The sequence below is a fragment of the Arthrobacter sp. NamB2 genome, from assembly GCF_005281365.1.
Classification (GTDB): domain Bacteria; phylum Actinomycetota; class Actinomycetes; order Actinomycetales; family Micrococcaceae; genus Arthrobacter_D.
The window spans coordinates 39,909-63,212 of record NZ_SZWI01000008.1 but is presented as its reverse complement, the minus strand read 5'-3'; the positions used below and the strand labels follow the sequence as shown (position 1 = coordinate 63,212).

Genomic DNA, 23,304 nt, shown 5'->3' with positions numbered 1-23,304 from the left:
GTGGCCTTCCTGAAATTCACCGCCCTGCGCCTGGTGCTGATCGTCGTCTTCTACGTGGCGTGCGTGCTGCTGGGACTGGGGATTTTCCTGTCCGCCGTGGTGGCCGCCATCCTGGCCTGGTGCGTGACCTACCTCTTTTTCCGGGAACTCCGTGACTCCGCCGCGGCCTCGCTGCAGCGCCGCTTCACGCCTGGCGCTCCGCCCGTGCGGACCGCGGTCGAGCTCGACGACGCCGCTGCCGAGGACGCGCTGGACCCCAACACCCCGGTGAACTCCGACCGCAAGCCGCGAGGCAACGCCGCCTGATCCGCCTGCCGGTCCACCTGCCCGCCCGGCAGGCAGGAGCTACGCGAGCACGGTGGTGATCACGATCCCCGCCGCGAAGAGAACACTGAACGCGAGATTGATCAGGCCCGTCTGCTTGAGGACCGGGATGAGGCTCTTGCGCTTCTTGCCCTTGAGCATGAGCCAGCTCGGCATCAGGCAGGCAGGGATGAGCAGCAGCACGAGCAGGACCCACGGGTAGTCGTAGCTCAGGAACAGGGGCAGCAGCAGGGCCGCGGCGAGCATCATCACGTAGCTGACGCGGGCAGCGGTGTCGCCGAGCCTCACCGCCAGGGTCTTCTTGCCCACCGCGCTGTCCGTCGGGATGTCGCGCACGTTGTTCGCCATCAGCAGGGCCATGGCGATCAGGCCCGTACACACCGCGCCGACCCACGCAGGGCCACTGAGCCGGTCCGCCTGCGTGAAGGTCGTTCCCAGGGTCGCCACCAGTCCGAAGAACACGAACACGAAGATGTCGCCGAGGCCCAGGTAGCCGTACGGGTTCTTCCCCCCGGTGTAGCCCCATGCAGCCGCGATGGAACCTACTCCGACGAGGAGCAGTATCCAGGCCTGGGACAGGATGATCAGGGCCAGACCGGCGAGCATCGCGAGGCCGAAGCAGATGAAGGCCGCGAGCTTGACGTGCTGCGGCCGCGCTACCCCCGAGCCGGTGAGGCGGAGCGGTCCCACGCGTTCGTCGTCCGTCCCCCGGATGCCGTCCGAGTAGTCGTTGGCGTAGTTCACGCCGACCTGCAGCAGGACGGAGACCACCGCCGCGAGCACCGCGTTGAGCGGCTTGAACGATCCGAGGCCGAAGGCAGCGGCGCTTCCGATGATCACGGGTGCGAAGGCCATCGGAAGGGTACGCGGACGGGCCCCTTCGAGCCATTGAGCGGCAGTCGCCACAGGTATGTCCTCCTGGTCGGGTCGGTCGTGCGTCGGGTGTCCGGGAGCCGGTTCAGGCACGTTCGAGGAGTGAATGGATGGTGCGGCGGTCGGGTTTGCCGCCGGGCAGGAGCGGAAAGGCGTCCAGGGTCACGATCGCCTTGGGGACGGCGTGTGCGCCCAGTTCCACGTGCACGGCCTGGCGGATGACCTCGGCGTCGACGTCGCCCACCACGGCTGCGGCCACGGACATGCCCCACTCCTCGCTCCGGATGCCGAGCACCATGGCCTGCTCCACGCCGGGCAGGTTCTGGATCACGTCGGACACCTTCGTGGCGGAGACCTTCAGGGCACCCGTGATGATGACGTCGTCGAGCCGCCCGTGCACGGTGACCGACCCGTCGAGCGCCACGTCCCCGGCGTCGTCGGTCATGAACCAGCGCCGGCCGGAGTTGAAGACGAACCTCTCCTCCGTGAGCCCGGGCGCGTTGAGGTACCCGTCCGCCAGGACCGCACCACCGATGCGCAGGCGCCCCTCCACGGAACGGAGTTCGACGCCGTCGAGCGGGGTGCCGTCGTACACGCAACCGCCGCAGGTCTCGCTCATGCCGTAGGTCTCGACGACCTTGAGGTCGTGGCTGCGAGCGAGCGAGCGCAGCGCTGCTCCAGCCGGCGCACCGCCCAGCAGGATCGCGTCGAATCGCCGCAGTACCCGGAGTGTCTCGGGAGACGGATCAGCCAGCAGGCGGTGGAGCTGTGTCGGAACCAGCGAGGTGAAGCGCACGCGGTCCGTCAGCTCCGCCGCGGCGTCGGTGAACGCCTGCGGCGTGAAACCCGCGGAGATGTCCATGACCCACGGCTGCGTGCCGGCGAACAGCGATCGGACCAGCACCTGGAATCCCGCGACGTAGTGCACCGGGAGGGTGAGGAGCCACTGGCCCTCGGCTTTCAGAGCGAAGGCCGTGCCCATCGCCGAGGCCGCGAGGGCGTCGACGCTGAGCATCGTCTGCTTCGGGGTTCCCGTCGACCCGGAGGTGCTGATCACCGCGGCGATCTCGTCATTGGGCAGCACCCCCTCGAACGCCTGGTCCGGCAGGGCATGGGGCGCGACGGCGGGACCCTCGCCGGCGAGGGCGGCTGCGAGGGGCTTGAGCAGCCCGAGGGGATCGAAGCCCTCGGGGGTGTGCACGGGGAGGAGTTCCACGCCGCTCCTAGAAGTAGTAGGGGAACGAGGACCAGTCCGGGGCACGTTTCTCGAGGAACGCTTCCTTGCCCTCCACCGCCTCGTCGGTCATGTATGCAAGGCGCGTCGCCTCGCCTGCGAAGACCTGCTGGCCGGCAAGTCCGTCGTCCGCGAGGTTGAACGCGAACTTCAGCATGCGGATGGCCTGGGGGCTCTGCCGTGCGATATCGGCTGCATACGTGAGTGCCGTGGCCTCCAGTTCCACGTGGTCGACGGCCTCGTTGACAGCGCCCATGTCCACCATGTCCTGCGCGGAATATTCACGCGCGAGGAAGAAGATCTCGCGGGCCTTCTTCTGGCCGATCTGCCGGGCCAGAAGGGCCGAACCGTAGCCGGCGTCGAAGCTGCCCACGGTGGCGTCGGTCTGCTTGAACCTGCCGTGCTGGGCAGAGGCGATCGTGAGGTCGGCGACGACGTGCAGGCTGTGGCCGCCACCTGCCGCCCAGCCGTTGACGACGGCGATGACGACCTTCGGCATGGTCCGGATCAGGCGCTGGACCTCGAGGATGTGGAGACGCCCGGCGCGCGCCGGGTCGATGGTCTCCTTCGTCTCCCCCTCGGCGTACCGGTAGCCGTCGCGGCCACGGATACGCTGGTCGCCGCCGGAGCAGAAGGAGTGGCCGCCGTCGCGCGGGCTCGGGCCGTTTCCTGTCAGGAGCACGGTCGCCACGTCCGGCGTCATCCGGGCGTGATCCAGGGCGCGGTACAGCTCATCGACCGTGCCGGGGCGGAAGGCGTTGCGCACCTCGGGGCGATCGAAGGCGATCCGGACGGTGGGGAGGTCGCGCACCACGTTGCCGTCGGCGTCGCGCTCGACCTGGCGGTGGTACGTCATGTCCGTGAAGTCCTCGAACCCCGTCACGACCCGCCAGCGGGTCGGGTCGAAGATGTCGGATACCTTGGCCGGGAGCTCTGAAGTCACCCGTCGAGTCTAGCCGCGCCCGCTCGTGTCCGATCCGGCCGACGGTCCTGCCCGCGTGCCCGCCCGTCCGGTCGGGGTGAGTGATTGCGGGACCGATGGGGTGTGAGTGGAGGGAGGCTGCCCGCGCGGGGAGGCAGGGTCATGACCTGTCCGTGCGCCACGACTCCCTCAGCGCGTCGATGCCGTCGAGCAGTAGGTCCAGTCCCACGGCGAACTCCTCGTCGTAGTCATAGCCCGACCGCCCCAGTTCGACGACGACCTCCATCAGGTAGGGGTACAGCTCCGCGGCTTCCGCGGCCAGCCCCTGCTGCGTTGCGGCCGCGACCTGGCCGGACTCCTCCGGCGTCTCGAACGACAGTGTCTTCTGCTGCAGGGCGAAACCGTAGACGTAGGCGTCCAGGGCGGAGGTGACGTGCACCGTCGCCCGGAAGGAGAATCCGCTCTCGCGCAGGCATCCCATCATGGCGTTGTGCTGCCGCAGGTTCTGCGGTCCCGGCCGGCCGTGGGCCTCCATGAGTCCCACCGCCCAGCGGTGCCGGGTGAGTGCAGCGCGGAGTGAGACGGCGCGCTCGCGCAGTGCACGCTTCCACCCGCGCGCGGCACCCGGCTCGGTCACCTCGCCCCAGACGATGTCCACCATGCCGTCGAGCAGGTCCTCCTTGTTCGCGACGTGCTTGTACAGCGCCATCGGAACCACGCCGAGCTTCTGCGCGAGCGTGCGCATCGTGAAACCGTCGATCCCGACGTCATCGGCGAGCTCTATGCCGGCGTGCAGCACTGCCTGCCTGTTGAGGCGGCGGCGCGTGGTCTCCTCCCGCTGAACCACGGATGCTCCTCCTGATGCCGACTGTCCCGTTGACAAAGTGTACGGCATACACCTACCGTCGAGGCGCTGGTGTACGCCGTACACATCGAGTTGACAGGAGCATCATGAAATCCGACGACAGGGCTGCCCGGCTGGCCGGAATCTTCTTCATCATCACGTTCGTGTCCGCAATAGCGGGCGCCCTGCTCTACGGGCCGGTGCTGACCGACCCCGAATACGTGACCGGACCCGGTGCGGATGTCCGGGTCCTTCTCGGCGCGGTGTGCGAGATCGTGCTGGTCATCACGAACATCGGCACCGCGATCGTCCTCTTCCCCTTGCTTCGGCGGCACCACGAGGCTGCTGCCCTCGGCTACGTCGCCGCGCGGATCATGGAGTGCGCCCTGATCGTCGTCGGGATGCTCAGCGTGCTGGCCGTCGTGACCCTTCGCCAGGTTGCCGCATCCGACGGCGACGGCGCGTCCTACCTCCCGGTGGCCCGCGCCCTCGTCGTCCTCCACGACTGGACGTTCCTCCTGGGTCCCGGCTTCGTCGTCGGGATCGGGAACGGCCTGCTGCTCGGGTTCCTCATGTACAGGTCGGGCCTCGTGCCTCGGCGCCTTGCGCTGCTGGGCCTCATCGGCGGGCCCCTGATGTCTGTGTCCGGGGTCGCGGTGCTCTTCGGCGCATACGAGCAGGTGTCGGTGTGGTCCGGGCTGGCGACGCTCTCGGAGATCGTGTGGGAGGCATCGCTCGGCATCTACCTCGCGTTCGTGGGGGTCCGACGCCGGTCTGCCGTGGACGCCTCCAGGACAGTTCCGGCTGTACCGCTCACCTAGCGTCGAAGCTGCGGAAGGTCCAGGGCGCTCCGGACCGCGGGGTAGTACCCGTGCCGGTAGCCATCGGCAGTGGGATGCAGGTTGTCGCTCGCTTCCATGCGGAGAGTGATCCAGGGGTCGGGGGAGCCGAGACCGTGGTCCTCGAAGGGTGCCACCACGTCCACGAAGATGAAGCCATGGGCTTCGGCCCGGGACCTGATGAGCGCGTTGAGCGAGTCCGTGCCCGCGTTGAAGGCCTGCTGCGACGCCAGGGGGATGAGATCGTTCCCGAAGCGGGGTGAGAACAGGTGGGGGTAGCCGGTGACGACGACGGCAGCGTCCGGTGCAGCTGACCGGATGGTGCCGTACAGGGCGTCGAGGTGGGCGCCGAGGGCCGGCAGCGCCGTCGCGCTCCTGGACGCGATGGTCTGTGAGCAGGCGGGCGCCGGACGGCTTGCGCACAGGCGACGACCTCGCCGAAGCCGGCATCGTTGCCGCCCACCGAGATGCTCACCACGCCGGTGTCCGTACCCAGCCCGCCGGAGGCGATCACCTGGTCCACCTGCTCCGGCAGGTCGACGGCGCCGCCCGGGTCCGACGTCGCCTTCGCACCCGCGCAGGTGGCATCCGCCACGAGGTCGAGCTGTCCCTCAGCGTCGAGGATGCCGGGCAGGCCCAGCGGGGACCGGCCGCAGTCGCCGGTGTAGGAGCCGGCGCCGAACCCGGAAGCGTACGAATCCCCGAGGGCCACGTACTGCGGCGGTGCCGCGCGTCGATCAGCTCCGGGACCGGAGGCACCACCGAGCATCATGCTGGTGGCGATGACGACGGCGGCGAGACGGGCTGCTCTGAAAGCGTGCTGCGTCATTCCTCCACGGTACGTGCAGGGACCGGCTTGTCGAGGAGGAGATTCGTGATGCGCAGGGTGCACAGGCGTCGGCCTGCGTCATTGGTGAGCAGCACTTCGTGGGTTGTCAGGGTGCGTCCCAGATGAATCGGGGTCGCCGTGATCGTCACCGTGCCCTCCCGGGCACCCAGGTGGTGCGTTGCCGACACGTCCACGCCCACCGCCGTCTTCCCCAGCGTCGACGCGTGAATCACGGCAGCCCAGGAGCCGACTGCTTCGCCGACAGCGAGGGAGGCCCCGCCGTGGAGGAGCCCGAACGACTGGCGGTTGCCCTCCACGGGCATGGTCGCGACGACCCGGTCAACCGACTGTTCCACGATGACCACGCCCATCTTCTCATCGAGCTCGCCGAGGGCAATGGTCCAGGGGGACGGGGGTTCCTGCGTCATAGCGTGCTGCTCCTGAGCTCTTCGATCTGCGTGCTGGTCGCCACTCTAGCGCTGCGGTTCGCGTCCACCAGCACATCCCTTGCATAACAAGTGCGTTACGGAGCTGCATGGCGCAACCTCCTGACCTGCGGCGATAGCTGTTCCCGCTGATCTCCGCTAGGCGTGGAAGCGCTCCCACTTGACAGTGCCGTGGGTCACAGTCAGGATGGGTGGACAGCGTGAGAGCGCTCCCACCGGAATTGATCCGCCGGAGGTCCGGCTCGCTCGATCGCCACCACCACTCGCACCGGCGGCGGGTTCCGGGTGCTCCCGCAACCCGCCGCCGCCATCACCGTCCTGGAACGACCCGAACCAACCGGCCGCGTGCCGGCGTCCCGTCCGGACGCAGGGTCCGCCAGGAAGCCTCACCCAGAATCCGCTGCACTCGGCAGCGGAATCCGAGCTGACAAAGGAGTCACCGTGCGCATCAAAGCACGATTCACCGCACTTTCCGCTGCCGCTGCGCTCATGGCCCTGACCATGACCGCCTGCGGCTCGGGATCCGGTACGGAGAACGCCGGAGTCGAAGGGGAAACCGGCACGGAGGACGTCACCCTCTCCGTCGGAACCTTCAACGAATTCGGTTACGAGGAGCTCTTCACGGAGTACGAGGAGCTCAACCCCAACGTCACCATCGAGCACAAGAAGGCTGCCACGTCCAACGAGGCACGCGACAACCTCACAACCCGCCTTGCTGCCGGTTCCGGCCTGTCCGACATCGAAGGCATCGAGGTCGACTGGCTGCCCGAGCTGCTCGAGTACCCGGACCAGTTCGCCGATCTGACCGACCCCGCGGTCGAGGGGCGCTGGCTGGACTGGAAGACCGCTGCGGCCACGACCGAGGACGGACAGCTCATCGGCTACGGCACGGACGCCGGACCCCAGGGCGTCTGCTACCGCGCCGACCTCTTCGAGAAGGCCGGCCTGCCGAGCGACCGTGAAGCCGTCGCCGAGATGCTCAACGGCTCGTGGCAGGACTACTTCGACGCGGGCAAGAAGTTCGTCGCAGCCAGTGACGGCGTGGCGTGGTTCGATTCCGCCGGAGCGACCTACCAGGGCATGATCAACCAGGTCGAGAACGCGTACGAGGACGACGACGCCACCGTCATCGCCACCGAGAACCCCGAGGTCAAGGACATCTACGAGCAGGTCCTGCAGGCATCCGTCACCGACGGCCTCTCCGCGCACCTCACGCAGTGGGAGGACGACTGGGTGGCCAGCTTCCAGTCCGACGCCTTCGCGACGAAGCTCTGCCCGGGCTGGATGCTCGGAGTCATCGAAGGAAATGCCGAAGGCGTCGAGGGCTGGGACATCGCTGATGTCTTCCCCGGCGGCGGCGGCAACTGGGGCGGGTCCTACCTGACCGTTCCTACCCAGGGCGAGAACCAGGCAGAGGCCAAGAAGCTTGCCGAGTGGCTCACCGCTCCTGAGCAGCAGATCAAGGCCTTCGAGTCCAAGGGCACGTTCCCGAGCCAGGTCGAGGCACTCGAGAGCGAAGAACTCACGGGCCAGACCAACGCCTTCTTCAACGACGCACCCACGGGCGAGATCCTGGCCAACCGCGCGAAGGCCGTCGAAGTCACGCCGTTCAAGGGTCCGAAGTACTTCGCGATCAATGATGCGATGCAGCAGGCGCTGACGCGTGTCGACGTCGACAAGACCGACGATCCCGCTTCCTCCTGGGAGAAGTTCGTCACCGCTGTAGGCGCTCTGTAACGCATGGCAGTCACGGACCGGGTCCAATCCCCACCTCCCAACACCGACCAGCGAGGTTCGCGCGACAAAAGCGTGAAACGGCTGGCCTTCTCCCAGAAGGTGTCGAAGTGGGACGTCAAGCTGTCCCCGTATCTCTACATCTCGCCGTTCTTCCTCCTGTTCGCGATCACGGGCCTGTTTCCCCTGCTGTACACCGCATGGGTCTCGCTCCACACCTGGAACCTCATCGGAGGCCAGGGCAAGTTCACGGGGCTGGAGAACTACGAGTTCGTGCTCGCGCAGCCGTTCTTCTGGAACGCGGTAGGCAATACGTTCAGCATCTTCCTCCTCTCGTCCGTCCCGCAGGTCGTCCTCGCCATCGCCATCGCGGCAGTGCTGGACGCCAACCTGAGGGCCAAGACGTTCTGGCGGATGGGCGTCCTCGTCCCCTTCGTGGTGGCCCCCGTGGCCGTTGGGTTGATCTTCAACAACCTCTTCGCTGATCAGGCAGGCCTGTTCAACGAGCTGTTGACGGGGATAGGGCTGGACCCGGTCCGCTGGCATTCGGACTCCCTCGCGAGTCACGCCGCCATCGCGACGATGGTCAACTTCCGCTGGACCGGATACAACGCCCTGATCTTCCTCGCCGCAATGCAGGCGATTCCCAGGGACGTCTACGAGGCGGCGACCATCGACGGTGCCGGCCGCCTCCGTCAGTTCTTCTCGGTCACCGTGCCGATGCTGCGTCCGACCATCATCTTCGTGGTCATCACGGCAACCATCGGTGGACTCCAGATCTTCGACGAGGCCAGGGTCTTCGACCAGGCAGGCCTCGGCGGAGCGGACCGGCAATGGCAGACGCTCACCATGTACATCTGGGAGCTCGGCTGGGGCCAGCGCAACTTCGGCAGGGCCTCGGCGGTCGCCTGGCTCCTGTTCCTGATCATCGTCATCATCGCGATGGCGAACTTCCTCATCACCCGCCGTATCGCGAACCAGGGAGGCCGACGATGAGCTCGATCCCGATGATCGAACAGACCGCAGGGAAGGGTGCGGCCCGCGCGGCCCAGCGCGGGCTCGGCGCCCGACGCCGCGGCGCCCCCGGCGGCACCATGCGCCGCCCCGGCTTCCTGACCTACGGATTCCTCGGAGCGGTCATCCTCGGCTCGGTCTTCCCGCTGTGGTGGTCGTTCCTGGTAGGGAGCCACGACAGCTCGGTCATCAGCCAGGGCGTACCGCTCGTTCCCGGCGGGAACTTCTTCGCCAACGCGGCCACGGTGCTCGACAGCGTCCCGTTCTGGAAAGCGCTCAGCAACAGCATCATCGTCTCCACCGTCACGGCGGCTTCCGTGGTGCTGTTCTCCACCCTCGCAGGATTCGCCTTCGCCAAGCTCCGGTTCCGGGGCAGCAAGGCCCTGCTGGTCTTCGTCATCGCGACGATGGCCGTGCCCACCCAGCTCGGCGTGGTTCCGCTGTTCATCGTGATGTCGAAGCTCGGCTGGACCGGCTCGCTGTGGGCCGTCATCGTTCCCGGTGTGGTCACGGCCTTCGGAGTCTTCTGGATGACGCAGTACCTGCGAGACGCGCTGCCTGACGAGCTCATCGAAGCAGTCCGCATCGACGGGGCATCCATGATCCAGGCATTCTGGTACGTGGGTCTCCCCGCGGCCCGGCCCGCGGCGGCCATGCTCGCCCTGTTCACGTTCGTCGCCACCTGGACGAACTTCTTCTGGCCGTTCATCGTGCTGGATCCGTCGAACCCCACCCTCCCGGTGGCACTGCAACTGCTGCAGGCCGCGCACTTCGTCGATTACTCGATCGTGCTCGCCGGAGCCGTGCTCTCCACCATCCCCCTGCTGCTCCTCTTCGCGGTAGCGGGACGTCAACTCGTATCAGGAATCATGCAAGGAGCAGTCAAAGGATGAGCAGCACCGACATCACCTTCCCCGAGGGCTTCCTCTGGGGCGCGGCGACAGCCGCCTACCAGATCGAAGGCGCTGCCCAGGAGGGCGGCAGGGCGCCTTCCATCTGGGATACGTTCTCCCGCGTCCCCGGAGCGGTGGCGGACGCGCACAACGGAGACGTGGCGTGCGATCACTACCACCGTTCCGCCGAGGACGTCGCCATGATGAAGAGCCTCAACCTGCAGGCCTACCGCTTCTCGACGTCCTGGTCGCGGTGCATGGGAGACGGGGTCACGCCCAACATCGAGGGCATCCGCTTCTATTCGACGCTCGTCGACCAGCTCCTCGAGGCCGGCATCAAGCCGTGGCTCACGCTGTACCACTGGGATCTCCCGCAGGCCCTCGAGGACAAGGGGGGTTGGACCAACCGCGACACGGCGTACCGGTTCGCGGAGTACGCGGCCGTCATGCACGAGGCACTCGGCGACCGCGTGCGGGTCTGGACCACGCTGAACGAGCCCTGGTGCGCCGCTTTCCTCGGTTACGCCGCGGGAGTGCACGCGCCAGGCAGGCAGGAGCCGACCGCGGCCCTCGCTGCAGCGCACCACCTCCTGCTCGGCCATGGTCTCGCGACGCAGGAGCTGCGCCGTCGCGATGCGGAGGCGACACTCGGCATCACGCTGAACCTCACGGTCCCGGACCCCCTCGACCCGACCAGCGACGCCGATCGCGACGCCGCCCGACGGATCGACGGACAGTTCAACCGCATCTTCCTGGACCCCGTGCTGCGCGGCGAGTACCCGGAGGATGTCCTCCGCGACGTCGAGCACCTGGGGCTGACGGACCACATCCGCGAGGGTGACCTGGACATCATCGGCACTCCGATCGACGTTCTGGGCGTGAACTACTACCACGGAGAGGCCGTCACGAAGACGCCGTCGGACGAGGCCGTGCCGCAGGAGGGGCACGCGCCCCTCGAGCGCCCCGTCTCCTCGCCGTACGTTGCCGCTCACGGTGTGCGTTCCGTGCCACGGGGCCTGCCGGTCACTGCCATGGACTGGGAGGTCCAGCCCGAAGGGCTCCGACGCCTCCTCAACAGGCTGCAGGACGAGTACACCGGACCCGCGGGCATCCCGATCTACATCACGGAGAACGGGGCTGCCTACAACGACTCCCCGGACGAGTCGGGTTTCGTGGACGACCAGGACCGCCTCGGGTTCTTCGACGTCCATGTGCGGGCCATGAAGGACGCCATCGACGACGGCGTCGACCTTCGCGGCTACCTCGCGTGGTCCCTGATGGACAACTTCGAGTGGGCCTGGGGCTACCACCAGCGCTTCGGGCTGGTGCGGGTGGACTACGAGACGCAGCAGCGCGTCCCGAAGGCGAGCGCCCTCTGGTACTCCCGTCTCGCCGCCTCGAACGTGGTGCCGGAACGCGCTTCATCATCGGACGCGAACCAGCGGGGTGTCGTATTGTCGAGGTGATGAAAACCTCTCCGCCCCGGTCGCTGCGGCAAGTGGCAGCCCGCCCGAGCCCCACGCTCGAGGACCTTGCCGTGGCTGCCGGGGTGTCGCGCTCCACCGCGTCGCGCGCGATCAACGGCGGGGACCGCGTCAGCCCGGAGGCGCAGGCCGCCGTGGACCGCGCAGTGCTCGCCCTCGGGTACATCCCGAACCGGGCCGCGCGCAGCCTGGTGACGCGCCGCACCTCGTCGATCGCCCTGGTCATCCCCGAACCGGATGTCCGCGTCATGATGGATCCCTTCTTCGCCGTCGTCATCACCGGCATCACGGAGGCGCTCCGCGAGACCGACGTGCAGTTGGTGCTGCTGATGTCGAGGACCGATGACGACTCGTCCCGCACCCTGCGCTACCTGCGGGGCGGGCACGTCGACGGCGCCATCGTGGTCTCGCACCACAAGGCTGATTCGTGGGCGAGATCGCTCGCCGAGACCGGCCTCCCCACCATCTTCATCGGCCGGCCGTGGGACATGACCTTCGATGTCACGTATGTGGATACCGACAACGAGGGCGGTGGCCGCCTGGCCGCGCAGCATCTCGCCGGCATCGGCCGGCGGAGGCTGGCGACCGTCGCCGGTCCGGCGGACATGACGGCCGCCGTCGACCGCCTGCGGGGCTGGCGGGCAGGACTCGCCGAGGCGGGCATTCCCGAAGGGCCGGTGGTCCACGCGGACTTCACCACGGATGGCGGGGCGGCGGCGGCACGCCGGCTGCTGGCCGACCATCCGGACATCGACGGCATTTTCGCGGCCTCCGACCTCATGGCACTCGGCGTCCTCGATGCCATCCAGGCGGTCGGCAAGACCGTTCCGGGGGACATCGCCGTGGTGGGTTACGACAACCACGCCGTGGCGGAGACAGCTCCGACGCCGCTCACCACGATCACCCAGCCCATGGTCGAGATGGCCGTGAAGGCGGGTTCGATGCTCCTCGAGGAGATCGAGGCTCCGGGCTCGCACCCGGAGCCCGTCATCTACTCGACCGAACTGGTGGAGCGCGAGAGCACCTCGGTGGCACCCAGCGCGTCCGCCACGAAGGCATAGTCCCAGGCGACGTCGCGCCAGCGGGAGTAGCGCCCGCTCGCACCGCCGTGGCCTCCGTCCATCTCGGTCTTCAGCACGATCGGCTCGCTGCCCGTCGTGGTCTCACGCAGCTGCGCCACCCACTTCGCGGGCTCCACGTACAGCACCCGTGTGTCGTTGTAGCTGGTGACCGCGGCGATGCGGGGGTAGGCCACAGGGCGCACGTTCTCGTAGGGGGTGTACTCCTTCATGTAGCGGTACACCTCCGGATCGGTGATCGGGTTTCCCCATTCCTCCCACTCGAGTGCCGACAGCGGCAGCTCCGGGTCGAGGATCGTCGTCAGGGCGTCGACGAAGGGCACCTGCGCCACGATGGCCCGGTACTTCTCGGGGGCCAGGTTCGCGACGGCGCCCATGAGCAGCCCACCGGCCGACCCGCCGATCGCCGCGATCCGCCCGGCGTCGATCCAGCCCGACGTGCCGAGGTAGCTGGTGGCGTCGACGAAATCGGTGAAGGTGTTCTTCTTCGCGAGCTTCTTGCCGTCGTCGTACCAGCTGCGACCCATCTCGCCGCCACCGCGGATGTGCGCCGTGACGTAGATGATGCCGCGATCCAGCAACGACAGGCGCGCGACCGAGAACGAGGGATCCATGCTGGCCTCGTAGCTGCCGTAGGCATAGACGACCGCGGGGTTGGTGCCGTCCTGGGCGAGCTCCGCCCGGCGGACCACCGAGAGCGGGATCAGCGTGCCGTCGGCGGCCGGGGCCCACTGCCGCTCCGCGATGTACTGGCTCGGATCGTAACCGCTTCGCACCTCCGTCTCCTTGCGCAGCTGCAGAGCGCCGTCATCGAGCAGGTAGTCGTAGACGCGCGGGGGAGTGAGGTACGAGGTGTAGGAGAGGCGGATGATCGGGGAGTCGAACTCGGCATTCGCCAGGGTGCAGGTGAACAGCTCCTCGTCGAAGTCCGGTTCCGTCGGAGGCTCCTGGGCCGACGTCCCGAGCCCCGCCAGTGGGAGGACCTGAACACGTTCGATCGTGTTCTTGCGGATGGAGAGCACCAGGTGGGTGCGGGTGACGGCTACGCCGTTCACGCGGACGGCGTCGTCATGCGTGACGACCGTCGTCCACTGCTGCTCGGCGAGCGGCTTCCCGAATTCGCTCGCGGCGACGAGGCTGACCATGGAGTTCCTGGCGTCGCGGTCGTGCGTCAGCAGGTAATGCGGGGTGCCGTCGATGCTGACCGGCTCGGCGTCGTACAGGATGCGCTCGGAGCGCGGGATCAGGGTGGTCAGTCCGCCGTCGGGCTTCGCGAAGTCGAGGACGCGGTATTCGCTGTACTCCGAGCAACCGATGCTGACGAGGAGCCGGGTCCTGTCCGCCGAGACCTCGAAGCCGGTCCACATGGCGACGTCGTCCTCCTGGTAGACGACGACGTCGTCCGCGACCGGCGTTCCCAGCGTGTGGGCCCGTACCTGGTACGGACGCCAGGAGTCGTCGACGACGGTGTAGTAGACGCGCTCGCCGTCGGGTGAGAAGGAGAGCCCGTAGAAGATGTTCGGTACCTCGTCGGGGAGCAGTTCGCCCGTTTCGAGGTCCTTGATGCGCAGCGTGAAGCGCTCGTCGCCGGCGTTGTCCTCGCAGTAGGCGAGCAGCCGTCCGTCCTCGGTGACGGACAGGCCGCCCAGGGAGAAGAAGGGCTTGCCCTCGGCGAGTTCATTGCCGTCCAGCATGACCTGTTCGCCCTCGACGGGCCGGCCCGGCACCACCTCGGGGGGCGTCCAGTCCCGGCCGAGGTCCCCGGTGTCCGCCGCAGCCACGCGGCACTGGATGCCGTACTGCTTCCCTTCCTCGGTCCGGGAGTAGTACCACCAGCCCTTCTTGCGGGCCGGAACGGAGAGGTCCGTCTCCTGCGTCCGTTCCTTGATCTCGGTGAAGATGGCTTCGCGCAGCGGCTCCTGGTGGCGGGTGACGGCGTCCGTGTACTCGTTCTCGCGCTTGAGGTGGTCGATCAGCTCGGCGCTCTCCTTGTCGCGCATCCACTCGTAGTTGTCGACGAAGGTATCGCCGTGATGGGTGCGTTCGATGGGCACCTTCCGGGCGGGCGGCGGGACGGGGACAACGAGGGTGGTGGCGTCAGCGGTCATGGCTCCCATCTTGCCACCGCCGCTCCCGGCTCCGGATGGATCGGAGCAGCTCGAAGGCACCCACCGGCAGCGGTGGGCCGGTTGACCGTACCGGAAGGGCGTGCAATTCTGGAGCAGGCTATTACAGAACGAACGTTCGGTAATTAGCCCGCCGGACCACGATGACGAGGGAGACGACCATGGCCGAGGCATTCCTGGTGGGTGGCGTCCGCACTCCGGTGGGCCGCTACGGCGGAGCGCTCTCGGGTGTCCGGCCGGACGACCTCGCAGCCCTCGTGCTGTCCGCCGTCGTGCAGCGCGCCGGCGTCGACCCGGCCGCGATCGACGAGGTCATCCTCGGCAACGCGAACGGCGCCGGGGAGGAGAACCGCAATGTCGCGCGGCTGGCCTCCCTGCTCGCAGGCTTTCCCGACAGCGTGCCCGGCATCACGGTCAACCGGCTCTGCGCCTCGGGGCTGTCGGCCATCATCATGGCCTCACAGATGGTCAAGGCGGGTGCCGCGGACGTCGTCATCGCGGGCGGCGTCGAGTCGATGAGCCGCGCACCCTGGGTGATGGAGAAGCCCGACAGGGCTTTCGCCAAACCCGGCGCCGTCGTCGACACCTCCATCGGCTGGCGCTTCACCAACCCGAGACTCGCGGCACGGGACAAGGTCACGTACTCCATGCCGGAGACCGCGGAGGAGCTGGCGGCCCTCGACCGCATCACGCGCGAGGACGCGGACGCCTTCGCCCTCCGTTCCCACCAGCGCGCGCTCGCAGCGACGCAATCGGGACGGTACGACGACGAAATCGTCGCCGTTCAGGTGAACCGCGGCAAGACGTCCTTCGCGGTCGACGCCGACGAGGGCCCACGTGCCGACACGACCCTCGAGGTGCTCGCGGGGCTCCGTCCGGTCGTCCGACCCGACGGCATCGTCACGGCGGGCAACTCGAGTTCGCTGAACGACGGCGCCTCCGCGGTCGTCGTCGCATCGGAGGCGGCCATCGAGCGCTACGGACTGACGCCCAGAGCCCGCATCCTCGACGGCGCGTCCGCAGGAGTCCCGCCGGAAGTCATGGGCATCGGCCCGGTACCCGCCACGCAGAAGGTGCTCGAGCGGACGGGGCTGTCCGTCGGCGACCTCGGCGCCGTCGAACTCAACGAGGCGTTCGCGACGCAGTCGCTCGCGTGCATCCGCCGGCTCGGGCTCGACGAGGAGATCGTGAACCGCGACGGCGGTGCGATCGCCCTCGGCCATCCGCTGGGATCATCGGGTGCTCGGATCGCCGTCACCCTGCTCGGCAGGCTCGAGCGGGAACTCGGCGGTCCGGCCCGACGGCTCGGACTCGCGACGATGTGCGTCGGCGTCGGGCAGGGCACGGCGATGCTCGTCGAGGCGGTGTGATGGCCACCGCCCTCAGGATCACCGGCGGCCCCGATCGCGTCGTCGTCGAACTCCACCGGCCCGAGGTCCGCAATGCCATCGACCGCCAGATGGTCGATGAGTTGCACGGCGTCTGCGACGACCTCGAACGCGCGCCGCGCACGCTCATCCTCGCAGGATCCGACGGCGTGTTCGCCTCCGGTGCTGACATCGCCGAGCTGCGGGAGAGACGCCGCGACGACGCCCTCGCGGGCATCAATTCGACGCTCTTCACGCGTATCGCCCGGTTGCCGATGCCGGTCATCGCGGCCCTCGACGGGTACGCGCTGGGCGGCGGGGCGGAGTTGGCGTTCGCTGCCGACTTCAGATTGGGCACCCCCCGCCTGACGATCGGCAATCCGGAGACGGGGCTCGGCATCCTCCCGGCGGCCGGGGCCACCTGGCGGCTCAAGGAACTCGTGGGGGAGCCCCTCGCGATGGAGATCCTGCTCGCCGGGCGCATCCTCACGGCCGAGGAAGCCCTGGCGGCCCGGCTCATCTCCGCGATCCACGCGCCCGAGGACCTCCTGCAGGCGGCGTACGACCTCGCGGACCGGATCGGCCGGCAGGACCCGCTGGCAGTGAGGATCACGAAAAGCGTGTTCCATGCCCCGAGGGAGGCCCATCCGGTCATCGATCAGCTGGCACAGGCCGTCCTGTTCGAGTCCGAGGCGAAGTTCGACCGCATGCAGCGGTTCCTGGACCGGAAGAAGGGCTCATGAGCACGATCCCTGCACGCGTCGGTGTCCTCGGCGGCGGACGCATGGGCGCGGGCATCGCCCACGCCTTCTGCCTCGCGGGATCCGACGTCGTGGTCCTGGAGCGGGATGACACGGCAGCACAGGCGGGTCTTGGCCGCATCACGCAGGCGCTGGCCCGCAGCATCGAACGGGGTTCGACGTCGGTGCCCCTCGTGGACCTCAGGTCGCGCGTCTCGGTGTCCACTCGGTATGCCGATGTCGGTTCCTGCGGGCTCGTCATCGAGGCGGTGCCGGAGGACCTGTCGCTGAAGCGGCAGGCGCTGACGGCTGTGGAGGAAGAGCTCGACGCCGGCGCCTGGCTCGCCACGAACACGTCGTCCCTGTCCGTCGACACGCTCGCGGAGACTCTGCGGCGTCCCGAGCGGTTCTGCGGGCTCCATTTCTTCAACCCCGTCCCGGCGTCGACCCTGATCGAGGTGGTCCTGGGCGCGAGGACGTCGCCGGAGCTCGCGTCGGCTGCCCGCTCGTGGGTCGCCGATCTCGGCAAGAACCCCGTCGTCGTGCGGGACACGCCAGGCTTTGCCAGCTCGCGCCTCGGCGTCGCCATCGCGCTCGAGGCCATGCGCATGCTCGAGGAGGGCGTAGCGAGCGCGGAGGACATCGATGCCGCCATGGTCCTCGGGTACAAGCATCCCGTGGGACCGCTGCGCACCACGGACCTCGTCGGCCTCGACGTCCGCCTGGGCATCGCCGAATACCTCGAGTCCACCCTCGGTCCGCGGTTCACGCCGCCCGCGATCCTGCGGAGGAAAGTGGAGCAGGGCCAGCTCGGGCGCAAGAGTGGCCGGGGCTTCTTCGACTGGGACGACGCCCCGCCGTCGCCCGCTACCGTCCGGGGCGAGCATCGGACCGGACACCAGCCGGACACGTCCCAGTCGGACACATCACGGCCGGCCATACCAGCAGCACGCATGAAGACCAGCGGAAACCAGCGAAAGGTGAGCGGGCCATGACAACCACCCCGGAACGAGTGCAGATCGACGTCGTCCCCAGTTTCATCGAGGACGCCTGGTGGACCCCGGAGCGGGCAGCCGCCGCCGACGACGGAACCGTGGTGCGCGATGCGAGCACCGGTGAGCACCTCGCCATCGTCAGCACGGCGGGCATCGACACCGCGGCGGCCGTCCGCTTCGCGAGGAGCACGGGCCAGGCGGCCCTCGGCCGGTTCACGTTCCACGAGCGGGCGCTGAAGCTCAAGGAGCTCGCGCAGTACCTGACCGCGCACCGCGAGCCGCTCTACGAGCTGTCCGCGAAGACCGGCGCCACGAAGATCGACTCCATGGTGGACATCGACGGCGGGATCGGCGTCCTCTTCACCTTCGGTTCGAAGGGGCGCCGCGAGCTGCCGAATTCACACGTCATCGTCGACGGTCCGCCCGAGGTGCTGTCCAAGGACGGGTCCTTCCTCGGCACCCATATCCATACGCGCATCCCCGGTGTGGCCGTGCAGATCAACGCCTTCAACTTCCCCGTATGGGGCATGCTCGAGAAGCTCGCTCCCTCGTTCCTCGCGGGCGTGCCCACGATCGTGAAGCCGGCGACGCCCACCGGGTTCCTGACCGCGGCCGTGGTGAAGCTGATCGTCGGTTCGACGATCCTTCCCGAGGGGGCGTTGCAGCTCATCTCCGGTCCGGCCCGGGACATCCTGGACCACCTGGACTATAGGGACCTCGTGTCCTTTACGGGATCGGCGTCGACCGCCAACCACTTGAAGTCCCATCCCTCCGTCGCGCAGGGCGGGGTGCGGTTCACGTGTGAGACGGACTCGCTGAACGCAGCCATCCTCGGCCCGGATGCCGTGCCCGGGACTCCCGAGTTCGACGCCTTCGTCAAGTCACTGGTGACCGAGATGACGGTGAAGGCAGGCCAGAAGTGCACCAGTATCCGGCGGTCCATCGTGCCCGACGCCCTCGTCGACGACGTCGTGCGAGCTGCCGGGGAGCGGATCCGGCAGCGCGTCACGCTGGGTGATCCCCGCGCGGAGGGCGTCACCATGGGGGCGCTCGCGTCGCTCGATCAGCTCGAAGGCGTCCAGGACGCGGTGCGGGAGCTGATCGCCGGTGGCGCTTCCCTCGCCTTCGGGTCGCTGGAGGCGCCTGACGTCGTGCTGGCGGACAATACGTCGGGCAAAGCGCCCGGAGGGGCCTTCATGGAGCCGGTGCTGCTCACCTGGAACGACGTCGAAGCCGGCGCGCTCCACACCGTCGAGGCCTTCGGTCCCGTCGCCTCCGTGATCGGCTATGCCGACCTCGCCCACGCCGTCCGCCTCGCAGCCCTCGGTTCGGGCTCACTGGTCGCGACGGTCTGCACCAACGATCCCGCCGTGGCGCAGGAGCTCGTGCTCGGTATCGCGGCGCACCACGGCCGCGTGCTCATCCTCAATCGCGAGGACGCGCGGTCCTCCACGGGCCACGGCTCGCCCGTGCCGCACCTCGTGCACGGCGGGCCCGGCCGTGCTGGCGGTGGCGAGGAACTCGGCGGCATGCGTTCGGTGCTGCACCACATGCAGCGGACCGCCATCCAGGGGTCGCCGAACATGCTCACCAGCATCACTGGCGAGTGGCACACGGGAGCGGACCGCCGGTTCGACGACGTGCACCCGTTCCGCAAGGACCTCTCGACCCTGCGTATCGGTGACGCGGTGCGGTCCGAGCTCCGCCAGGTGACTCTGGAGGACATCAGCGCCTTCGCCGGGACCACGGGCGACAGCTTCTATGCGCACACGAACGAGGAGGCAGCGGCGGCCAACCCGTTCTTCCCCGGGATCGTGGCGCACGGATACCTGCTGCTGTCCTGGGCTGCGGGGCTGTTCGTCGACCCGGCTCCCGGGCCCGTCCTCGCCAACTACGGCCTGGAGAGCCTGCGCTTCCTCACGCCGGTCGCGGCGGGAGACTCGATCCGGGTGACCCTGACCGCCAAGCGCATCACGCCGCGTGAGACGGACGAGTACGGCGAGGTGGCCTGGGACGCCGTCCTGCACAATCAGGACGACGACATCGTGGCGACCTACGACGTGCTCACCCTCGTGCGGAAGTAGCGCGCAGCAGGTGGCGCGGGGCGGCTAGCGCCGGTGCAGGCCGTCGAAGACCATCAGGATGACGTCGTCCGCCAGCTTGTCCGCAGTCAGGGGGCCGCCCGGCCGGTACCATTCGACGATCGAATTGATGGTCCCGAAGATGAGGCGCGTGGTGGTCCTGGGATCGATGTCCCGGCGGATCGATCCCTCGTGACGCGCGGCGTCCACCAGCGCGGCGACCTCGCGGTCGAAGGTCCGACGTCGTTCCAGGGCCTCGCGCTCCACGTCGGTATTGCCACGCAGCCGGAGCAGGAGGGTCACGAAGGGAAGGCGCTCCGCCAGAACGGCGAGTGTCCCCCGCAGCACGAACTCGAGCCGTGCGTCCGCCGCTCCCACCATCGCCCCGGGCCGTGTCAGCACTGACTCCAGGCCTCCGAGCGCATGGTCGAGGGCGAGCCGCAGGAGATCGCCCTTGGAGGGGACATGGTGGTAGATCGCGGACTTGCTGATGCCCAGCTCCTCGGCCAGCATCCCCATCGAGGTCGCCTCGTAGCCGTGCCGGTTGAAGGCGGCGACGGCGACGGCGAGGACGGACTGCTGGTCGTACCCGGGCCGCCCGCGGCGGGCGGCGGGGGTGGAAGGGCTTCCGGCGACGGTCATAAGCTCATTTTTGCACGACCGTTCGGTCGGGAAGGAGGCCGCCGGCGCCACTTTGCTGCACGAGCCGGGCGACGCCCCGCCTGTCGGAGTCGACGCTCTCCCCCGGCCCCTTACGTCCGCCTCGTGTCCGTGCTACTTTCTGCGCAGGTGTAGCGCCGTCCGCACGACGCGTGTTCCCGTGCAGCGTTGCACCGGTCGAGGGAGATCTATGCAACGCCTGGTAGCTGCGGATGGAAGGGCGACCCTGACGCTGCTCGCCCCCAACCTGCAGCGCCTCGAATGGGTTGCGCGGGTCAGCATCAATCCCGGAGACGCACAATCGGTCCTGGCGGCAAGCCGGGTCCTGTCCAAGGGGGAGCCCTACGCGATCCTCGTGATCATGACGTCCATCGTCGATCTTCCGCCCGATGCTCGTGCTGTCTTCAATGCCGAACCGCTCGTGGTGGCGGCGGCGTTGCTCGGTCGCGGTCCGATGGACGAGGTCCTGGCGGCTGGTGCGTGCAGGGCCGTGCATCCCACGCGGTTCTTCCTGTCGGAGTCCAGCGCTCGGGAGTGGCTCGAGCTATCACTCGCAGCGCGCTCCCCCTAGGGGAGTGCAGAGCCTCGTTGACGGCCTCCCGGCCCCATCCCTATACTGAACGAACGGTCGGTAAGTCACCGGAAGTCCAGACGAGCGAGGCAGGCACGATGACGGCACCAGCGATTGAGGCAGACGGTCGGACGGATGACGACGCCGCCGGCGAGAGGCTGTTCAACGAGCTCATCGCCCAGGACTCGCGCATCGAGCCCCGCGACTGGATGCCTGCCGACTACCGCAAGGCCCTGACCCGCCAGATCTCGCAGCACGCGCACTCCGAGATCATCGGCATGCAGCCCGAGGCGAACTGGATCACGCGGGCGCCGTCGCTCAAGCGCAAGGCCGTCCTGATGGCCAAGGTGCAGGACGAGGCGGGCCACGGGCTCTACCTCTACTCCGCGGCAGAGACCCTCGGGACGCCGCGGGACCGGATGACCGAAGACCTGATCGCGGGGAAGGCCCGGTACTCGAGCATCTTCAACTACCCTGTGCTGACCTGGGCCGACATCGGGGCCATCGGCTGGCTCGTCGACGGAGCAGCCATCTGCAACCAGGTGCCGCTGTGCCGTGCTTCCTACGGCCCGTACGGGCGCGCGATGGTACGCATCTGCAAGGAGGAATCGTTCCACCAGCGGCAGGGCTTCGAGATCCTGCTGGAACTCGCCAACGGCACGCCCGAACAGCGCGCCATGGCCCAGGACGCCGTCGACCGCTGGTACGCGCCGTCGCTCATGATGTTCGGTCCGCCGGACGAGGATTCGCCAAACTCGCAGAAGTCGATGGAGTGGAACATCAAGCGCTTCTCGAACGACGAACTGCGCTCGCGGTTCGTGGGCATGCTGGTCGAACAGGTCAGGGCGCTCGGGCTCGAGCTGCCGGACAAGAACGTCCGCTTCAGCGAGGAGACCGGCCGCTGGGAGCACGGACCCCTGGACTGGAACGAGTTCAGGGAAGTCCTTGCAGGGCGCGGACCGTGCAACGCGCAGCGCATGGAACGGCGGCGGGAAGCCCATGAGGAGGGCGCATGGGTCCGGGAAGCCGCGATCGCCTACGCGGAGAAGCAGGCACTCAGGAACGGGCGGGCGGCCTGATGACCGGTGGATCGACGACGGGCGACGACGGCGCGAACGCACCGTCGTCCGGCCCGCAGGAAGCGCGGGCGCCATGGCCGCTCTGGGAAGTCTTCGTGCGGTCGTCGCGGGGTCTCTCGCACGTCCATGCAGGGTCCCTGCACGCGCCGGACGCGGCGATGGCGGTCCGGAACGCGCGTGACCTCTACACGCGGCGGAACGAGGGCGTGAGCCTCTGGGTGGTACCGGCCGCTGCCATCGTCACGAGCGACCCCGACGCGAAGGACACGTTCTTCGAGTCCCCCCAGGGCAAGGACTACCGCCACGCCACGTACTACACCAAGAGCGAGGGAGTGAAGCACCTGTGAGCGAGTCCAGTGCCAGCGCGACCCGCATCACCCCCGGGAACGCGCTGCGACCGGAAGACATCGCGCTCCTCGACGTGAAGCCGGGCGATGCAGTCGCGGAGTATGCGCTCTGCCTGGGCGACGACGCCCTGATCCTCGCGCAGCGACTCGGCTGGTGGATCTCGCGGGCGCCGGAACTCGAGGAGGACGTGGCGCTGGCCAACATCGCCCTCGACCAGATCGGCCACGCGCGCTCCTTCCTCACCTACGCAGGCCGGGCCTGGGGTCGGACGGAGGACGACCTCGCGTACTTCCGCCGCGAGCCCGAGTTCCGCTCGGTGCATCTCGTCGAACAGCCGAACGGTGATTTCGCCAGGACCATCGCGCGTCAGTTCGTCGTCGCGCTCTACCAGTGGGAGCTCTATTCGCGCCTCGTGGAATCCGACGATCCTACGATTGCCGCGATCGCAGCCAAGGCGGTCAAGGAGGTCGACTACCACCGCGACCACAGCGTCCAGTGGGTCCTGCGCCTCGCCCTCGGGACCGACGAGTCGCGCCGCCGCATGGTCGAGGGCCTCCGGCTGACCTGGCCCTACGTGGACGAGCTGTTCGCCGATTTCCCGCTGATCGCCGCGCTCGGCGGTGCCGGCGTCCGGCCCAGCACGCTGCGCGCACCCTTCGACGCCGCAGTGCAGGAGGTGCTCGTCGAGGCCGAACTCGAGGTACCCGCAGTGCCCGGTGCCGTCGGTGGTGGGCGCCTCGGACGCCACAGTGAACACCTCGGCTACATCCTCGCCGAGTTGCAGGTGCTCGCCCGCGAACATCCCGGAGCGTCATGGTGATG

General features: G+C 68.4%; 22 protein-coding genes and 2 pseudogenes. 15 read left to right on the top strand and 9 right to left on the bottom strand.

Features of this window, described 5'->3' with window-relative positions:
• Complete coding sequence (locus tag FDK12_RS13655; protein ID WP_104116391.1) at positions 1 to 306, top strand: DUF4229 domain-containing protein; 306 nt, start codon at positions 1 to 3, stop codon at positions 304 to 306.
• A 39-nt stretch (positions 307 to 345) separates the two neighbouring features.
• Here FDK12_RS13655 and FDK12_RS13650 read toward each other — a convergent pair whose 3' ends face one another.
• From FDK12_RS13650 to FDK12_RS13635, 4 genes are all read right to left on the bottom strand, one after another.
• The gene (locus tag FDK12_RS13650; protein ID WP_104116392.1) at positions 346 to 1,230 is read right to left on the bottom strand and encodes a 1,4-dihydroxy-2-naphthoate polyprenyltransferase; all 885 of its coding nucleotides are present in this window, start codon (positions 1,228 to 1,230) and stop codon (positions 346 to 348) included.
• A gap of 52 nt (positions 1,231 to 1,282) precedes the next feature.
• Positions 1,283 to 2,413, bottom strand: coding sequence for an AMP-binding protein (locus FDK12_RS13645; protein WP_137370067.1), 1,131 nt, complete (start codon positions 2,411 to 2,413; stop codon positions 1,283 to 1,285).
• 7 nt (positions 2,414 to 2,420) lie between these two features.
• A complete protein-coding gene (locus FDK12_RS13640) occupies positions 2,421 to 3,374 on the bottom strand; it encodes a 1,4-dihydroxy-2-naphthoyl-CoA synthase (RefSeq protein WP_137370066.1) in 954 nt (317 codons plus the stop codon).
• Between the two features lie 139 nt (positions 3,375 to 3,513).
• Complete coding sequence (locus FDK12_RS13635; RefSeq protein ID WP_223263283.1) at positions 3,514 to 4,200, bottom strand: TetR/AcrR family transcriptional regulator C-terminal domain-containing protein; 687 nt, start codon at positions 4,198 to 4,200, stop codon at positions 3,514 to 3,516.
• A gap of 104 nt (positions 4,201 to 4,304) precedes the next feature.
• Here FDK12_RS13635 and FDK12_RS13630 point away from each other — a divergent pair, with 104 nt between their 5' ends.
• Positions 4,305 to 5,018, top strand: a complete 714-nt coding sequence (locus tag FDK12_RS13630; RefSeq protein WP_223263282.1) for a DUF4386 domain-containing protein — start codon at positions 4,305 to 4,307, stop codon at positions 5,016 to 5,018.
• Here the strand turns inward: FDK12_RS13630 and FDK12_RS15370 are convergent.
• The 3 genes and pseudogenes from FDK12_RS15370 to FDK12_RS13620 all read right to left on the bottom strand — a co-directional run bounded on the left by FDK12_RS15370 (position 5,015) and on the right by FDK12_RS13620 (position 6,293).
• Positions 5,015 to 5,398 carry a GDSL-type esterase/lipase family protein gene (locus tag FDK12_RS15370; RefSeq protein WP_262983391.1) on the bottom strand — a complete coding sequence of 128 codons (384 nt, stop codon included), beginning with the start codon at positions 5,396 to 5,398 and terminating at the stop codon, positions 5,015 to 5,017. The two genes, FDK12_RS13630 and FDK12_RS15370, sit on opposite strands and share 4 nt — an antisense overlap.
• Before the next feature lie 68 nt (positions 5,399 to 5,466).
• Positions 5,467 to 5,805, bottom strand: a pseudogene (locus FDK12_RS15480) (GDSL-type esterase/lipase family protein); the annotation flags it as partial.
• A gap of 56 nt (positions 5,806 to 5,861) precedes the next feature.
• Positions 5,862 to 6,293 (bottom strand): PaaI family thioesterase, encoded by a 432-nt coding sequence (locus tag FDK12_RS13620; protein ID WP_137370063.1) that lies wholly within the window; start codon positions 6,291 to 6,293, stop codon positions 5,862 to 5,864.
• A 507-nt stretch (positions 6,294 to 6,800) separates the two neighbouring features.
• On the opposite strand from FDK12_RS13620, the gene FDK12_RS13615 reads away from it, so the two are divergent.
• The 5 genes from FDK12_RS13615 to FDK12_RS13595 are packed head-to-tail and all read left to right on the top strand — an operon-like array spanning position 6,801 to position 12,497.
• Positions 6,801 to 8,048 carry an extracellular solute-binding protein gene (locus FDK12_RS13615; RefSeq protein WP_411266174.1) on the top strand — a complete coding sequence of 416 codons (1,248 nt, stop codon included), beginning with the start codon at positions 6,801 to 6,803 and terminating at the stop codon, positions 8,046 to 8,048.
• A 3-nt stretch (positions 8,049 to 8,051) separates the two neighbouring features.
• Positions 8,052 to 9,041 (top strand): carbohydrate ABC transporter permease, encoded by a 990-nt coding sequence (locus FDK12_RS13610; protein ID WP_137370061.1) that lies wholly within the window; start codon positions 8,052 to 8,054, stop codon positions 9,039 to 9,041.
• Positions 9,038 to 9,952 (top strand): carbohydrate ABC transporter permease, encoded by a 915-nt coding sequence (locus FDK12_RS13605; protein ID WP_137370060.1) that lies wholly within the window; start codon positions 9,038 to 9,040, stop codon positions 9,950 to 9,952. Before FDK12_RS13610 ends, FDK12_RS13605 begins: the two co-directional genes overlap by 4 nt.
• Complete coding sequence (locus tag FDK12_RS13600) at positions 9,949 to 11,418, top strand: GH1 family beta-glucosidase (protein ID WP_137370059.1); 1,470 nt, start codon at positions 9,949 to 9,951, stop codon at positions 11,416 to 11,418. Before FDK12_RS13605 ends, FDK12_RS13600 begins: the two co-directional genes overlap by 4 nt.
• Complete coding sequence (locus FDK12_RS13595; protein ID WP_137370058.1) at positions 11,418 to 12,497, top strand: LacI family DNA-binding transcriptional regulator; 1,080 nt, start codon at positions 11,418 to 11,420, stop codon at positions 12,495 to 12,497. Before FDK12_RS13600 ends, FDK12_RS13595 begins: the two co-directional genes overlap by 1 nt.
• Here FDK12_RS13595 and FDK12_RS13590 read toward each other — a convergent pair.
• Complete coding sequence (locus tag FDK12_RS13590) at positions 12,428 to 14,623, bottom strand: S9 family peptidase (protein ID WP_137370057.1); 2,196 nt, start codon at positions 14,621 to 14,623, stop codon at positions 12,428 to 12,430. The two genes, FDK12_RS13595 and FDK12_RS13590, sit on opposite strands and share 70 nt — an antisense overlap.
• Positions 14,624 to 14,802: 179 nt before the next feature.
• On the opposite strand from FDK12_RS13590, the gene FDK12_RS13585 reads away from it, so the two are divergent.
• From FDK12_RS13585 to paaZ, 4 genes and pseudogenes are all read left to right on the top strand, one after another.
• Complete coding sequence (locus FDK12_RS13585; protein ID WP_137370056.1) at positions 14,803 to 16,011, top strand: thiolase family protein; 1,209 nt, start codon at positions 14,803 to 14,805, stop codon at positions 16,009 to 16,011.
• The gene (locus FDK12_RS13580; RefSeq protein WP_137370055.1) at positions 16,011 to 16,751 is read left to right on the top strand and encodes an enoyl-CoA hydratase/isomerase family protein; all 741 of its coding nucleotides are present in this window, start codon (positions 16,011 to 16,013) and stop codon (positions 16,749 to 16,751) included. The genes FDK12_RS13585 and FDK12_RS13580 overlap by 1 nt, the downstream gene beginning before the upstream one ends.
• Positions 16,748 to 17,599: pseudogene (locus FDK12_RS13575) on the top strand (3-hydroxyacyl-CoA dehydrogenase family protein); the annotation flags it as partial. The gene FDK12_RS13580 and the pseudogene FDK12_RS13575, both read left to right, overlap by 4 nt.
• Before the next feature lie 140 nt (positions 17,600 to 17,739).
• Complete coding sequence (gene paaZ, locus FDK12_RS13570; RefSeq protein WP_137370053.1) at positions 17,740 to 19,827, top strand: phenylacetic acid degradation bifunctional protein PaaZ; 2,088 nt, start codon at positions 17,740 to 17,742, stop codon at positions 19,825 to 19,827.
• 24 nt (positions 19,828 to 19,851) lie between these two features.
• On the opposite strand, the gene FDK12_RS13565 is transcribed toward paaZ, so the two are convergent.
• Positions 19,852 to 20,466: a TetR/AcrR family transcriptional regulator gene (locus tag FDK12_RS13565; RefSeq protein WP_137370052.1), complete on the bottom strand. Its 615-nt coding sequence runs from the start codon at positions 20,464 to 20,466 to the stop codon at positions 19,852 to 19,854.
• Between the two features lie 208 nt (positions 20,467 to 20,674).
• Here FDK12_RS13565 and FDK12_RS13560 point away from each other — a divergent pair, with 208 nt between their 5' ends.
• The 4 genes from FDK12_RS13560 (at position 20,675) to paaC (ending at position 23,302) form a co-directional block, all read left to right on the top strand.
• Entirely contained in the window at positions 20,675 to 21,055 is a 381-nt protein-coding gene (locus tag FDK12_RS13560; RefSeq protein ID WP_137370051.1) for a hypothetical protein, read from the top strand.
• A 98-nt stretch (positions 21,056 to 21,153) separates the two neighbouring features.
• Complete coding sequence (gene paaA / locus FDK12_RS13555) at positions 21,154 to 22,134, top strand: 1,2-phenylacetyl-CoA epoxidase subunit PaaA (RefSeq protein WP_137370050.1); 981 nt, start codon at positions 21,154 to 21,156, stop codon at positions 22,132 to 22,134.
• Positions 22,134 to 22,481, top strand: coding sequence for a 1,2-phenylacetyl-CoA epoxidase subunit PaaB (gene paaB, locus FDK12_RS13550; protein ID WP_137370049.1), 348 nt, complete (start codon positions 22,134 to 22,136; stop codon positions 22,479 to 22,481). The genes paaA and paaB overlap by 1 nt, the downstream gene beginning before the upstream one ends.
• A complete protein-coding gene (paaC, locus tag FDK12_RS13545; RefSeq protein ID WP_137370048.1) occupies positions 22,478 to 23,302 on the top strand; it encodes a 1,2-phenylacetyl-CoA epoxidase subunit PaaC in 825 nt (274 codons plus the stop codon). The genes paaB and paaC overlap by 4 nt, the downstream gene beginning before the upstream one ends.
• Positions 23,303 to 23,304: the final 2 nt, after the last annotated feature.